Annotated in this window: 12 protein-coding genes and 1 tRNA gene; 7 read left to right on the forward strand and 6 right to left on the reverse strand. The window is 36.8% G+C overall.

Going from position 1 to position 14,867, the window contains the following annotated elements:
• Window positions 1–4: 4 nt before the first annotated feature.
• Together ansA and sppA are read right to left on the reverse strand one after the other, a co-directional pair.
• Entirely contained in the window at window positions 5–1,027 is a 1,023-nt protein-coding gene (gene ansA, locus INT04_RS14835) for an asparaginase (RefSeq protein ID WP_193016872.1), read from the reverse strand.
• Window positions 1,028–1,273: 246 nt separating this feature from the next.
• On the reverse strand, window positions 1,274–3,130 hold the full coding sequence (gene sppA, locus INT04_RS14840) for a signal peptide peptidase SppA (protein ID WP_193016873.1): 1,857 nt from the start codon (window positions 3,128–3,130) through the stop codon (window positions 1,274–1,276).
• Window positions 3,131–3,675: 545 nt separating this feature from the next.
• Between sppA and INT04_RS14845 the strand changes: the two genes are divergently transcribed.
• The 3 genes from INT04_RS14845 to INT04_RS14855 are packed head-to-tail and all read left to right on the forward strand — an operon-like array spanning window position 3,676 to window position 7,252.
• Window positions 3,676–4,227 carry an NAD(P)H nitroreductase gene (locus INT04_RS14845; protein ID WP_193016874.1) on the forward strand — a complete coding sequence of 184 codons (552 nt, stop codon included), beginning with the start codon at window positions 3,676–3,678 and terminating at the stop codon, window positions 4,225–4,227.
• A 15-nt stretch (window positions 4,228–4,242) separates the two neighbouring features.
• A complete protein-coding gene (gene selD, locus INT04_RS14850; protein WP_193016875.1) occupies window positions 4,243–5,286 on the forward strand; it encodes a selenide, water dikinase SelD in 1,044 nt (347 codons plus the stop codon).
• 4 nt (window positions 5,287–5,290) lie between these two features.
• Window positions 5,291–7,252: a DNA topoisomerase III gene (locus INT04_RS14855; protein ID WP_193016876.1), complete on the forward strand. Its 1,962-nt coding sequence runs from the start codon at window positions 5,291–5,293 to the stop codon at window positions 7,250–7,252.
• Between the two features lie 67 nt (window positions 7,253–7,319).
• On the opposite strand, the gene xthA is transcribed toward INT04_RS14855, so the two are convergent.
• On the reverse strand, window positions 7,320–8,126 hold the full coding sequence (xthA, locus tag INT04_RS14860) for an exodeoxyribonuclease III (RefSeq protein WP_193016877.1): 807 nt from the start codon (window positions 8,124–8,126) through the stop codon (window positions 7,320–7,322).
• A 440-nt stretch (window positions 8,127–8,566) separates the two neighbouring features.
• Here xthA and INT04_RS14865 point away from each other — a divergent pair, with 440 nt between their 5' ends.
• On the forward strand, window positions 8,567–9,430 hold the full coding sequence (locus INT04_RS14865) for a helix-turn-helix domain-containing protein (RefSeq protein WP_193016878.1): 864 nt from the start codon (window positions 8,567–8,569) through the stop codon (window positions 9,428–9,430).
• 34 nt (window positions 9,431–9,464) lie between these two features.
• Here INT04_RS14865 and INT04_RS14870 read toward each other — a convergent pair.
• The 3 genes from INT04_RS14870 to INT04_RS14880 form a co-directional block, all read right to left on the reverse strand.
• Window positions 9,465–9,549: transfer RNA gene (locus tag INT04_RS14870), tRNA-Tyr, on the reverse strand.
• A 248-nt stretch (window positions 9,550–9,797) separates the two neighbouring features.
• Window positions 9,798–10,646 carry a formyltetrahydrofolate deformylase gene (gene purU, locus INT04_RS14875; RefSeq protein WP_193016879.1) on the reverse strand — a complete coding sequence of 283 codons (849 nt, stop codon included), beginning with the start codon at window positions 10,644–10,646 and terminating at the stop codon, window positions 9,798–9,800.
• Between the two features lie 38 nt (window positions 10,647–10,684).
• Window positions 10,685–11,158 carry a YchJ family protein gene (locus INT04_RS14880; RefSeq protein ID WP_193016880.1) on the reverse strand — a complete coding sequence of 158 codons (474 nt, stop codon included), beginning with the start codon at window positions 11,156–11,158 and terminating at the stop codon, window positions 10,685–10,687.
• Between the two features lie 149 nt (window positions 11,159–11,307).
• Here INT04_RS14880 and rssB point away from each other — a divergent pair, with 149 nt between their 5' ends.
• The 3 genes from rssB to INT04_RS14895 all read left to right on the forward strand — a co-directional run bounded on the left by rssB (window position 11,308) and on the right by INT04_RS14895 (window position 14,693).
• Window positions 11,308–12,327, forward strand: a complete 1,020-nt coding sequence (rssB, locus tag INT04_RS14885; protein ID WP_193016881.1) for a two-component system response regulator RssB — start codon at window positions 11,308–11,310, stop codon at window positions 12,325–12,327.
• Between the two features lie 179 nt (window positions 12,328–12,506).
• Window positions 12,507–13,415 carry a UTP--glucose-1-phosphate uridylyltransferase GalU gene (gene galU, locus INT04_RS14890; protein WP_193016882.1) on the forward strand — a complete coding sequence of 303 codons (909 nt, stop codon included), beginning with the start codon at window positions 12,507–12,509 and terminating at the stop codon, window positions 13,413–13,415.
• Between the two features lie 270 nt (window positions 13,416–13,685).
• Window positions 13,686–14,693, forward strand: a complete 1,008-nt coding sequence (locus INT04_RS14895) for an NAD-dependent epimerase (RefSeq protein ID WP_193016883.1) — start codon at window positions 13,686–13,688, stop codon at window positions 14,691–14,693.
• Window positions 14,694–14,867: the final 174 nt, after the last annotated feature.

Raw genomic sequence — 14,867 nt, forward strand, 5'->3', positions numbered from 1 at the left:
AAGCTTAATCGTTATCGTTTAATGTCATTTCACCGCGAAGGTTTTGTTGCATTAAACGGCAAATTTCAGTGTAATTATATTGTTGGCTAAGAAGATAATGAAGCTTAGTTAATGTTGCCTCAAATGTCATATCATAGCCACTAATCACACCCACTTCAGCTAATGCTTGACCTGTTGCATAACCTTCCATATTGACTCGACCCGAAATACATTGGGTAAGATTAATAACTACAATGCCACGCTCTGTTGCTTCACGCAGTGTAGAAAGTAATGCAGGGTGCGACGGTGCATTACCTACGCCATAAGAACGTAATATTAATGCTTTCACGGGTTGCATCAGAATATTTTTAACTATTTCATCTGAAAGGCCTGGGTAAATGGTGACAACACCAATGGGTTGAGGCGTAATATTATGTGCAATAAATTCTCCATTTCCTTTTGGAAATGAATTAATTTTAAATTGCTTAATATTAATCCCTGCTTCTAAAAGAGGGGCGCTATTGGGCGAGGCAAATGCATTAAAACCATCTGCATGTGCTTTTACTGTGCGGTTGCCGCGATACAGGGTGTTATTAAAGAAAAGTGCGACTTCATTAATTGGGTGATGTGCCGCTAAATAGAGCGCATTTAATAGATTCGTTTGTCCGTCAGAACGCAAAGCTTCTAAAGGAATTTGAGAACCAGTGACAATAATGGGTTTACTGAGGTTCTCGAACATAAAAGAGAGTGCTGAGGCGGTAAATGCCATGGTATCAGTACCATGAAGAATAACGAATCCGTCATAGTTATGATAATTATCATTAATATCATCAGCGATAGATTGCCAGTCTTCAGGTGTGATATTTGAGGAATCAATTAAAGGAAGGTGCTCTTTGATTGTAAAATCGGGCATCTCTACACGATGGAATTCTGGCATTTTAGCTAATTGGCGTTGTAAATGTCCTGATACAGGAATATAGCCATGTTCAGAATGTTGCATACCAATAGTACCGCCAGTATAAACAACGTAGATTGATTTCTTTTGCATCAGACAAAGCACTCTTATTAAGCTGTGAGAAATACCTGATTATAGGGAGTTTGTAGAATAAAAAAAGGAAAGGGTGCTAAAAAAAGAAAATAGAGGTTAGCTAATATCATGCTTTAAATCATTGTGTTAAAAATAGCTTGAATACAAACGAACAAAAAGCATTCGTCAGAATATTATTCTATCAAAAGTCAGAAAAAAGAGAGGAATACACCCACTCTATATGAGCAGGTGTATAGATTGAAAAGATTATTGAATATCACCACAAGATAAACAATACGCATAGCGATTTAGCGGATCGTTCATATTGCGATAAAACTCTGTCTGTGTTTTAACTTCTTTTAAAACAGGTGCTGGCAAATAAGCTTGTAATGGATCAGGAATAAGCGCTTTTGTGTTAGAGGATAAACTCATTATGATCTGTTCTGACAGACTTAATTCAGGTTTCATCCAATCAACAACCGGTTGATCGATTTTTGCCATTTTAGCTACAGCATCAATAGCATCATCAAAATCACCAAACTCATCGACTAAACCGACATTTTTTGCATCTATTCCTACCCATACACGACCTTGAGCAATCTGATCAATTTGAGCTGGTGTTTTCTTCCGTGATTCAGCTACTAAATTAAGGAAAGTCTTATAACCGCTTTCGATATTAAGCTGTAAAAGCTGTGCAAACTCGTCCGGTAGCTTATTAGTGACAGATAATCCGGCTAAGGGTGACGTTGTGACGCCATCAGTATGAACACCAATAGACTCTAAGCTGTTTTCAAACGTATTAATAACGCCAAAAATACCAATAGAGCCTGTTAATGTTGAAGGGCTAGCAATAATCTTATTTGCAGGGGTTGAGATCCAATATCCGCCTGATGCAGCCATGCCGCCCATTGATACAACCACATGTTTTTTCTGTTGTTTAAAAGCGGCAACTTCACTGCGTATTTGCTCTGAGGCTGAAACGCTACCACCAGGGCTATTGACACGTAATACAAGCGCTTTAATGTTTGGATCTAAACGTGCTTGGCGAATTTGATTCGCAATAGTTGAACCACCCGCAGAGCCGGGGATGCTTTCACCATCAATAATGGCACCTTGAACAACCACTACAGCAATATTCCCTTCATCACTTGCAGGCAATGATGAGGTTAGCGTATCGGCATAATCATAAATGCTGATATTGTTAAATTGTTTATTCTCTTTATCCCACTGAAAGGTTTCTGTCATATCTGCTTCAAATTGGGCATATGAACTTACAGAATCTACTAATTTACGATTTAGCGCATAAGTGGCGTTATCGCCATCTGCATTGCGTAGCTGAGCAATCATCTCTTTTGCGCCCGGGAAAACATCTTCTTTAGTGATGCTACGATTCTCTGCAACTTGGGTTAAGTAAGTAGACCACAGCGAATTAACTAAACGTAATGACGCTTCTCTAGATTCTGCAGACATATCATTACGCATTAATGGTTCAACCGCAGATTTATACGTTCCTACGCGGAAAATATGAGTACTGACTTTTAAATTTTCTAGCAGTGTTTTGTAATAGAGATTTTGAAAGCCAAAACCGTAAACGCCTACCGCACCTTGAGGCGTGAGGTACACTTTATCGGCATAAGAGGCGAGATAATATTGAGGTTGGCTGTAATAACCACTTATGGCAAAAATGGGTTTACCTGTCTTTTTAAACTCATTAAGCGCTTTACCAATATAATTTAGTGACGGTTGATCAGCCCCTGCGAATTCATCAAGTTTTAATACCATTCCTTTAATTTTCGGATCTTGAGAGGCTAGGCGTAGCGTATCGACCACTTCAAATAAGGAATTTTCTTGGAGCTGACTACTTGATACACCTAAAAGCTCACGGCCAACTTCACCTAAAGGATTTTGTGTTGCAGTTTGGTCAACAATCACACCTTTAAGATCAACAAGAAGGGCGCCTTCATAATCAACCGGCTTTTGTGCTTCTTTGGTGATTAAGAAAATACCAACGACCATAAAGAGAAGGAAAAAGAAAATAACGTTTAAGATTAATTTCCTGATAAAGTTAATGGCTTGCCAACTAAATTTTAATATTGCGCCGATTAACTCCATAATTTTATTCATATTATCTCCACATCATGTAAAGCTAAAATTTAATCCTAAACAGTCATGCTAGAATTATTGGTAAGCAGGTGACATCTATATAATCTCATACTATTAAAACAAAAAATGTTGTTAGCAATAGAGAGAATAGCAATAGCAATGAAGGAATATTCTAATATAGCTCTTATGGAATGTCTGTTATTGATTTTTAGGAAACCACTAATGATAACTTTTTACTTAAGGTGCTATTAAGTCAATATTTATCTTAGATAAAAATAGTTAAATAGATTCACACAAAAAAGCATCAAAGTAATATAAGAATTCGTCGAATTAAAAAGGAAAGTAGGATCAAAATAAGCTTAAATTAACTTAGGTAAGTTAAGATTAATCATTTTATGAACAATAAATTACGATTAGATAACCGCTCACCTGATTTTGAGAAAAATTCCCGCCTAAATCTGTGGATGGTGGTAATATAACAGTTTGTTATACTGCGAATTGATAAGAACTGTCCATCCCCATAAGTATGGGATCTTGCTAAAATAAAATGCTGACAGGAGAATAAAATGGATGCATTAACACTGCTTTTGAACCGCCGTTCAGCTTCTCGACTGACTACTCCAGCCCCCGATAGTGAAGCCCTTAATACTATTTTACAAGCGGGTATGCGTGCGCCTGATCATGGTGCTCTTCAACCTTGGCACTTTATTGTGATGCAAAATGAAGGTATTGAGCGTTTTAGTCAATTACTGCATAAAGCGGCTGTCGTCAGTAAATTAGGGCCAGACGTTGAAGAAAAAGCAAAAAATGCACCTTTTCGTGCCCCAATGATTATCACAGTAATTGCAAAAGTGAAAGATCATCCTAAAGTGCCTGAATGGGAACAAATTGTTGCAGCGGGCTGTAGTGTACATGCGATGCAAATGGCGGCGGTTGCACAAGGATTTGGGGGGATTTGGCGTTCAGGTTCTTGGACTCATGACTCGGTTGTGAGAGAAGGACTTAGCTGCGATAAAAACGACCATATTATTGGTTTTCTTTATTTAGGTACACCAGCTTTGAAAGCGCCAACTACGATTTCTCCTGCTGATTTAACTGATTTTGTGACTTATTTTTAAAAAGGATGGCATGTTATGTCTGAAGCAATTCGTTTAACACAATACAGTCATGGTGCAGGTTGTGGCTGTAAAATCTCACCTAAAGTGTTAGAAACTATTTTACATAGTGAACAAGCAAAATTTTATGATCCTCAATTACTTGTCGGTAATGAAACCAAAGATGATGCGGCCGTTTATGATTTAGGAAATGGTACAGGCATTATCAGCACGACGGATTTCTTTATGCCTATCGTTGACAACCCATATGATTTTGGACGTATCGCTGCGACAAACGCTATCAGTGATATTTTTGCTATGGGTGGAAAGCCGATTATGGCAATTGCTATTTTAGGTTGGCCGATTAATAAACTGGCACCAGAAATTGCGCGTGAAGTGATTGAAGGTGGGCGAGCGGCTTGTCAAGAAGCTGGAATTTCACTGGCGGGTGGACATTCAATTGATGCACCAGAGCCTATTTTTGGTCTTGCGGTAACGGGTGTTGTGCCGGTCAGTAAAGTGAAGAAAAACAGTGAAGCGAAAGCAGGATGTCAGTTATTTTTAACAAAACCTTTAGGCATTGGTGTGCTAACAACCGCTGAGAAAAAAGGTTTGTTAAAATCAGAACACCAAGGTTTAGCGACAGAAATTATGTGCCGTATGAACAAAGCCGGTGCTGATTTTTCTGATATCGAAGGTGTCACGGCAATGACTGATGTGACAGGCTTTGGTTTATTAGGGCATTTAAGTGAAATCTGTGAAGGCTCAGGTGTACAAGCTACAATCCATTTTTCACAAGTACCAAGACTGCCTGAAGTTGAGTCCTATATCGAACAGGGCTGTGTACCGGGGGGAACTGGGCGTAATTTCGAAAGTTATGGTCACTTAATTGGTGAAATTACTGAAATGCAACGCAAATTGCTTTGTGATCCACAGACATCAGGTGGCCTATTGTTAGCGGTATTACCTGAAGCGGTAGAACAAGTTAAAGAAGTGGCTATGCGTTTTGATATAGAACTAACCTCTATTGGTGAACTGACTGAGCCAGTAGCAGGAAACGCGCTGATTGAAGTGATTAACTAACGTAATGAGATTATTTATTGCAGAAAAACCCAGCCTTGCTCGTGCTATTGCTGATGTATTGCCAAAGCCTCATAAACGAGGCGATGGCTTTATTCTTTGTGGTGATAACCAGTATGTGACATGGTGTGTTGGTCACTTGCTTGAACAAGCTGAGCCGGATGCATACGACCCGCGGTACGCCCGCTGGTCGTTAGATGATTTGCCTATTATTCCTGATAAATGGCAACTCAAGCCGCGAGCTGATGTTAAAAAACAGTTAGCAACAATCAAGACACTCCTCAAGCAAGCGAAAGAAGTGATCCACGCAGGTGACCCCGATCGTGAAGGGCAGTTATTAGTGGATGAAGTGCTCAATTATTTAAACATCAGCGAAGATCAAAGAAAACAGGCACGTCGTTGCTTAATTAATGATTTAAATCCTGCCGCAGTGACGCGTGCGATAGATAAGCTACGTTATAACCATGAATTTATTCCATTGTGCGTATCGGCGTTAGCAAGAGCTAGAGCAGACTGGCTTTATGGTATTAATATGACCCGAGCATATACCCTATTAGGTCAGCGTAATGGGTATCAAGGTGTATTATCAGTAGGGCGAGTACAAACCCCTGTATTAGGTTTAGTCGTTCGTCGTGATGAAGAAATTGAAAATTTTGTGCCTAAAGATTTCTTTGAAGTTAAAGCTCATGTTGTAACACCTGCCGATGAACGTTTTACCGCGATTTGGCAGCCCAGTGAGCACTGTGAACCTTGGCAAGATGAAGAAGGGCGATTATTAAATCGTAAGCTTGCAGAGCATGTTATTGAGCGAATTAAAGATAAACCTGCCAATGTAACGGATTATCAAGATAAGCAAGAATCTGAAATAGCACCGCTTCCTTTTTCGCTTTCCGCATTACAAATTGAAGCGGCAAAACGCTTTGGTTTAAGCGCACAGCAAGTCTTAGATACCTGTCAGCGATTATATGAAACACATAAATTAATTACATATCCCCGTTCTGATAGTCGTTATTTACCTGATGAACATTTTGCAGGTCGTCATGCGGTTATTAATGCCATTAGTGTGCATGACGGAAGTTTATTACCACAAGATACCTTAGATATTGATAAAAAAAATCGTTGCTGGGATGACAAAAAAGTAGATGCGCACCATGCAATTATTCCGACAGCAAAAACAGGTAATATTTCATTAAATGAAAACGAAAAAAACATCTACTATTTGGTTGCTCGTCAATATTTAATGCAGTTTATGCCGGATGCAGTATATCGTAAATGCGTGATTGAACTCGATATTGAAAATGGTCAATTTATCGCTAAAGCGCGTTTTTTAGCACAAGCAGGTTGGCGTGTATTGTTAGGCGCTAAAGAACAAGATTCAGAAAATGATGGTTCAGCATTACCTGTCGTCGCGAAAGGGGATAAACTGCTGTGTGAAAAAGGGGAAATTGTTGAAAAACAAACACAACCCCCCAGACCTTTTACAGATGCGACATTACTTTCAGCAATGACCGGAATTGCGCGATTTGTTCAAGATAAAGAATTAAAGAAAATTCTAAGAGCAACGGATGGATTAGGCACTGAAGCGACAAGGGCTGGTATTATTGAATTACTGTTTAAGCGCGGTTTCTTGCTAAAGAAAGGACGCGCAATTAATTCGACGCCAGCGGGTAGAGCATTAATTAATGTATTACCAGAGATGGCAACATTGCCAGATATGACCGCGCATTGGGAATCGATATTAACGCAAATCAGTGAGAAGCAATTTAAATATCAAGATTTTATGATGCCATTAAATAACACCTTGATAGAGTTGATTACTCAAGCGAAACGTCGCCCAAATATTCAAGCTTTTAGAAACTTGCCTGCGCCTACACAAAGTAAAAAACGCAAGACAGCCGCTAAAGGAAGTAACAAAGCAAGCGGCATAAAAAATAAAGCGCAGAGTAAAGAAGCCACAACGGATAATTAAGCACAAATAAAAGCACTTCCTTCGTTATCTCAGGGAAGTGCTTTTATTGAATTAAACTTTAATTTAATTAGATTTTGAATTCAGCCCATACAGGGGCATGATCAGACGGTTTTTCCATTCCACGAATATCGTAATCAATACCTGTTGAAATACAATTGTCAGCTAAACAACGGCTAGCTAAGAGTAAATCGATACGCAGACCGCGATTATCATCAAATCCTTTCGAGCGATAATCGAACCACGAGAATTTATCATCTATTTCTGGATGTTGTTGGCGGAAAGTATCGGTTAAACCCCATCCCATTAAGGTTGCCAGCCATTCACGTTCCTCAGGTAAGAAAGAACATTTGCCTGTTTTTAACCAGCGTTTCATATTATTTTCGCCAATACCGATATCTTTATCTGTTGGGCTAATATTTAAATCACCCATAATAAGTACTGGTGATGTAGGATTTAAGCGGGTGGTAAGGTAGTTTTGTAGATCAGCATAGAATTTTTCTTTTGCAGGGAATTTTGTTTCATGGTCACGACTTTCACCTTGTGGAAAGTAACCATTCATTACGGTCAATAGTCCAGCGGGTGTTTCTATATCCGCCATAATCATGCGACGTTGTGCATCATCATTGTCATCAGGAAAGCCTTTACGCACAGCAATGGGTTTTGCCTTTGTTAATAAAGCAACGCCATAATGTCCTTTTTGACCATGATAAAAAACGTGATATCCCAGTGCACCCACTGTGTCTAATGGAAACATATCATCATGAACTTTCGTTTCTTGAAGTCCGATAACATCAGGTTGATGTTTTTCTATGATTGCTTCAAGTTGGTGAGGGCGAGCACGTAAACCATTAATATTGAAAGAGACAAATTTCATGTGACGGTAACCATTTATATATTGAATAATAGAATACCTTATACTAGCAGGATCATAAAATGAATGTAAGTAAATCACTAAAATGATGGCACTGCTTATCAAAGGGAAATAAAAACAGTTAAAATAAAGAACATCACAAAAATACAATAAATTAATAAAAAGAGTTCATTGCATAACAAAAAATATTAATTAAACAAAGTGGAAACATAAACTAATCTTTGATAGAAGAATATAAGTATTATTATTCTTTATGTGTGAGGAATAATGACATAATAAAAATAACATTATAGTTATAAATTGTATTTATTAAGAGGAGATAACAGTGGTCTTAAATATTATTTTTATATAAAAATAGTTTTAAAATTAATTAATATATTTTTATTTGCATTAAATGAATTAATGAGATTATTTTATTCAACACAGCAAAGGAATGGTGAATTATGTTTTTTTCTCGTAAATTAGAAGCCTTTATGGCCGTAGTTGAAAATGGTTCATTAAGTAAAGCCGCTCGTGTGATGAATCGAACGACACCGCCAGTAGCTAAATCTATCAAAGACTTTGAAGCGGTGTTGGGAAAGCGGTTATTCAAACGAGAGAAGTTTGGTATGAGTTTAACTCAAGAGGGGCTCGAACTTTATAATGATTTGAAATCACTCTATCTTCAGGAAAAAGAGATAACAAAAAAACATATCTCAGGTATCATAAATAATAGTATTCATGTTTATTATGATTGGGGGAAAAGCCAATATTTAACTCAACTTTATCAAGCAGCAAATAAAAATTATTCCCATATAAATATAATGAGGTTCTCAAAAGATAATTTTGATGAAATACCTGATTATGATGGAAATACATTAATATTAAGCGCTGAAAAAATTATTAATGAGAAGTTTAGTCTTATTCATAAAATAGAAAATAAATATTTAGGGATATGTTGTCAAAAATCGCTTGCGGATAGTGTTAATAATAATCTTGATATACTCTTAAGTAAAAATATTTGGCTATGCGATCCTGCACTATACAAAACAGCTAAAATAAAAAAATTAGAAAGTGAAATAGGCAGTGGGGGAAAGCCCGTTAGTGTCAGAATGATGGATGATCTTAATTGTTGCTTACGTTTTATTAAAACACATCACTCACTTTTATTAACAGATGAAAATCCATTGAAAAGTGGGTATGAGGAAGAACTCTGTTTTATCCCTTTAACGCAAACCATAATGCAGTATGACTGTTATGTTTATAAGTCTAAATACCATTCAAGTATACTAAATCGATTTATTGATTTGATTGGAAAAATGGAGTAGGAAAAATATTTTATGCGGTATTACTAAGAGGAGATGGTGGTGGGAGAAGGATTCGAACCTTCGAAGTCTGTGACGGCAGATTTACAGTCTGCTCCCTTTGGCCGCTTGGGTATCCCACCAACATTAAATTGTTCCGCTGTCCGTGACAGCGGGCGCAATAATACCAAATACCGGAGATGTGTAAAGCGCTATTTTACTAAAAATAGATCGACTGCTGTAAAAACAGACGTATCGCTCAAGCTTTATCCTCTATCGTATTGATTTTAAGCAATATCATTAATAAGAGGTAAAAATAAACCGCGATATGTTTTATATCGCGGTTTACGTTTAGATAACCATTTTTTGGCCATTCTTCATCATTAAGAATTTATAAAATGATGGTTCTATTGCCATAAACAAAGACACGCTGTGACAGTACCCAATATAAAGCGTGGCTAAGGACATTTTTCTCAACGTCTCGGCCTGCTCTCATCATATCTTCTGCTGAGAAAGTATGATCAACATTAATGACATTTTGTGTGATGATCGGTCCTTCATCTAAATTGTCATTTACATAGTGTGCAGTTGCACCAATGATTTTCACACCACGTTCATATGCCTGATGATAAGGACGAGCACCAATAAAGGCGGGTAAGAATGAATGGTGAATATTAATAATTTGATTTGGGAAGTGTTGTACAAATGCAGGGGTTAATACACGCATGTATTTAGCAAGTACTACGTAATCCGGCTTATATTGGTTAATTTGCGCAATCAGCTTTTCATCATGTTGATCACGTGTTAACCCTTCATGGCTGACAAGATGAAAAGGAATATCAAATTGTTCTACCAGATGCTTTAAGGTGTCATGATTACCAATGACGGCGGCAATTTCAACATCGAGATCACCAAACGTGCTTTTCATCAGTAAATCGCCAAGGCAATGCGCTTCTTTAGTTACCATAACAACAATACGGCGACGACCTGCTGTATTGAGTTCACGTTGTGAACCTTGCGGTAGTGCATCATCTAAATCTTGAAGAAAGGTTTCATCATTGAAAATACCTTCAAGTTCAGTACGCATAAAAAAGCGGCCTGTACGGTGATCAACGAATTCACTATTTTGAACGATATTTAACTGATGTTTATAGCAAATATTTGTGATTTTTGCGATAAGCCCTTTTGCATCAGGGCAAATAGTACGCAGTATCTTTTTTTGAGTGTTTGGGTGTTGCATGTATGGATAAATCCTTTCATTTACTTCTATGTTTGCAGTTATCTGATGTTATTTTCACAACATTTTTTGTATTTACGTCCTGAGCCACAAGGGCAAGGATCGTTTCGGCCCACTTTGGGTTTTACGCCATCAATATAAAACCAACAGTCATCTATTTTTAAAAAACGAGAACGTTCGTGTAGGTATTGTTTATCATCGGCATTTCTTTCAATAAAGCAAGCCGAGAATTCAACATAAGCTTCAATTTGATTTGAGTTCTCTTGAGATGCGATGACATTTAGGCCAAGCCATTGTGTATTGGGAAAACCTGCCACTAATTCGTCATGCAAAGAGGGGACTCGACAGGAAGGGTGCCATGTCTTTATTAAGTAATCAGCCTTATGTTTAACAAAAGCACTATAACGAGAACGCATGAGTGTTTGGGCATTTGGGGCATTCTTTTGACCCAAATGGTAAGGTTCACAGCAATCACAGTAGAATAATTGACTATTACAGGGGCATAAACTTGACAAAATAATGTCCTAACTCACGTTATTGGTATGACGTTTTCCCATAGAGTGAAAAAAGTAACGATTGGGAATAATTAACGTCAATGTTGAACTAAACTAGTAATGTAGCGTTAATTAATCTGCATGTGAAACGATAGTTACAGGAGTAACCTATGAATAAAGCATTAGTGGGTAAAAAAATCTTAATAATTGATGATGAGGTTGTTTTTCGCACTATGCTGACGGAATATTTCTCACATGAAAAGGCGTGTGTTTATACCACAGATAATGGCAGTCAGGCTTTATCTCTACTTGAAAAGGGATTACATCCTGATCTGATTTTATGTGATATACGTATGCCGATTATGAATGGCCCTACATTTTTGTGTCACCTAGAACAACGTAAACTTTCTATTCCCGTTATTGCAATTTCATGTACTGATAATATGGCTGAAATAGATGATATGTTGCGATTAGGGGCACAAGAAGTTTTTCTTAAACCAATAACACATCTCGATAAATTAAAACAAAAAGTAATTGAAGTATTATGCCCAGGTTTTTTTGAATCAGTATTAATAGAGGGTGTTCATTTAGAGCCGCTTTGGAATAGCTTACGAAAAGATGTTCATTATATTCAATCTTTCGTAAAACAGATGCAACCACAGGTTAAACAAGTTGTTGCAGGCTATTGTGTTAATTATCGTCAGTTAAATGACGCAGCTAAAATGGGATTATTATTTGATATTGCGGCATTATCAGAAGATCAAATTATTTTTTATTGTGTAGATATATCTCGTGATGATGAGAATGGATTACTTGTCGCATTACTTTTAAGAGTTGTTTTTAATGATGTATTAAAATCATCAGAAAAAAATCGCTCTTTGCCTAGTATGTATAACATGTTGAATAAACTCAATAAAATGCTTAATGAAATTGGTGTGAAAGGGCAGTTTCCCATTACTTTAGGCTATTACCATACAAAGAAAAAAAATATACTATTAGCATCGGCAGGATTACGAGCAGAAATAAAAACAGAAAGTAAAAAACATGAATTGAATAGTGGTATTCCTTTGGGCACATTGCAGCTTTTATATATTAATCAAATAAAATGTGAAGGAACAAATTGGCAATGTAAAATTTGGGATAACACAAATCAGATTAAATTAATGTTCTCACCTATCAATGAAAGTTAAATTTAGATTAAATAAAAACAGAATATCGTGCATATATTAAACATAAATGAAGAACTATCTCAATTAAGCGGTAGGGCTCTGTTTATCCTTAGATATTAGCTGGTATACTCTGGCGATTATTTTTTAATGTACCCATTCATATCTGAAAATAGAACGGTACGAATTGCAGGAGAAGTATCATGTCATCAGCAGTGCGTAAAGTTAGAAAAGCGGTGATCCCTGTTGCTGGGTTAGGAACAAGAATGCTACCTGCAACCAAGGCAATTCCTAAAGAGATGTTGCCAGTGGTTGATAAACCGCTTATTCAATATGTGGTTAATGAGTGTATTGCAGCAGGGATTAATGAGATCGTCCTTGTTACTCACTCATCTAAAAATTCAATTGAAAACCATTTTGATACCAGTTTTGAATTAGAAGCCATTTTAGAAAAACGTGTTAAACGCCAGTTATTAGAAGAAGTACAAGGTATTTGCCCAAGCCATGTCACCATTATGCAAACACGTCAAGGGATCGCAAAAGGATTAGGTCATGCTATTTTATGTGCAAAACCTTTAATTGGCGATGAACCTTTTGCTGTTATCCTACCGGATGTTATTTTGGACAGATACAGTGCAGATTTAACGAAAGTAAACCTTAAAGAAATGCTTTCTCATTTCGAGCGTTCAGGGGCAAGCCAAATTTTAGTTGAGCCAGTTCCAGAAGATGATGTTTCTAACTACGGTATTGTTGATTGTATGGGCGAACATTTATGCCCAGGTGAAAGCAAACCTATTACTCGTGTTGTCGAAAAACCGAAGAAAGAAGAAGCGCCTTCAAACTTATCTATCGTAGGTCGTTATGTGTTATCTGAAAGTATTTGGCCTTTATTGGCAAAAACAGCACCGGGTGCGGGTGATGAAATTCAGTTAACAGATGCGATTGCAATGCTGATTGAACAAGAAGCCGTTGAGGCTTATCACCTACAAGGGAAAAGCCACGATTGTGGTAATAAATTAGGGTATATGAAAGCATTTGTGGAATACGGGATACAGCACGAAGAGTTTGGTGAAGATTTCACACAATGGTTAAAATCATTAAAGATACAGTAAAATGAAATTAGGCAATAACTGCTTTGCATGGAAGTTCTTATTGAATAAATCATACGAATAAATAGTGTGTTATAAACAGATTATTTTGTTAGAAAGGCTAGAAAAAGTTATTGCAAGAGATTAAGGTATGGCTCAATGCGTCATGTATTGGGCCATACTATTGTCTGTAAAGTATGATGATGTTAAGCGTTATGATGTTTAATCAAGGTGATATTAAGCATGATAGCGTTGACATAAAAATAAATTAATTGGGTTATTTTGAGTGATAATATGAAAATATTGGTAACAGGTGCTGCGGGTTTTATAGGCTCTCATTTAAGTCAGCGTTTAATCGACATGGGTTATCATGTTGTTGGTGTCGATAATCTTAATGATTATTATGATGTGCGTTTAAAAGAAGCTCGATTAGCTAAATTACAGCAGTTAGAAAAATTCCAATTTGAAAAAGTTGATATCGTTAATTCAACAAAAGTGGCTCAATTATTTGCAACACATCAATTCGATCGAGTTATTCATTTAGCTGCTCAACCGGGTGTCCGTTATTCAATTGAAAACCCAATGGCTTATATTGATGCAAATATTATTGGTCATATTAATATATTAGAAGGATGCCGTCATAATAAAGTAGGGCATCTTATCTATTCGTCTTCAAGCTCTGTCTATGGATTAAATCAAAAACAACCTTTTTCAACAGAAGATAGCGTTGATCATCCCGTCTCATTATATGCTGCAACAAAGAAAGCTAATGAGCTAATGTCTCATAGTTATTCGCATCTATATCAATTGCCGACAACTGGATTACGCTTTTTCACTGTATATGGTCCTTGGGGTCGCCCTGATATGGCATTATTTAAGTTCACTAAAGCAATGTTAGCAGGTGAACCTATTGATGTTTATAACGGCGGAAATATGACCCGTGATTTTACTTATGTGGATGATATTGTAGAGTCAGTTGTTCGCTTAGTTAATATTCTACCTAAAGCTGATGATCATTGGACTGTTGAGAAAGGTGAAACATCGTCAAGCTCAGCGCCTTATAAAATCTATAATGTAGGTAATGGACAACCCACTAAGCTAATGGATTTTATTGAAGCGATAGAAAAATCGTTAAATATTAAAGCTAAATTGAATTTAATGCCGATGCAAGATGGTGATGTCCTTTCTACTTGTGCAGACTGTCAAGATCTTGCTCAGACAACCGGTTTTTCACCAAATACAAATGTAGAATATGGTGTAAAACAGTTTGTTGATTGGTATTTAAGTTATTATAAAAATTAATGCTATCAATTTTGTTGAAGCAAAGAAAAAAGGAGCCATAAAAGCTCCTTTTTCATTATTAATAAAAGCGAATAACGTGGTTATCACGTTCTCTATTTTGTATACACAATCTTAAAACAAACAACATCAGCGCATATTAAAATTAAACGTTTGATTAATAAAATAGGGTAAACA

The organism is Proteus sp. FME41 (genome assembly GCF_014897315.1).
Lineage (GTDB): Bacteria > Pseudomonadota > Gammaproteobacteria > Enterobacterales > Enterobacteriaceae > Proteus.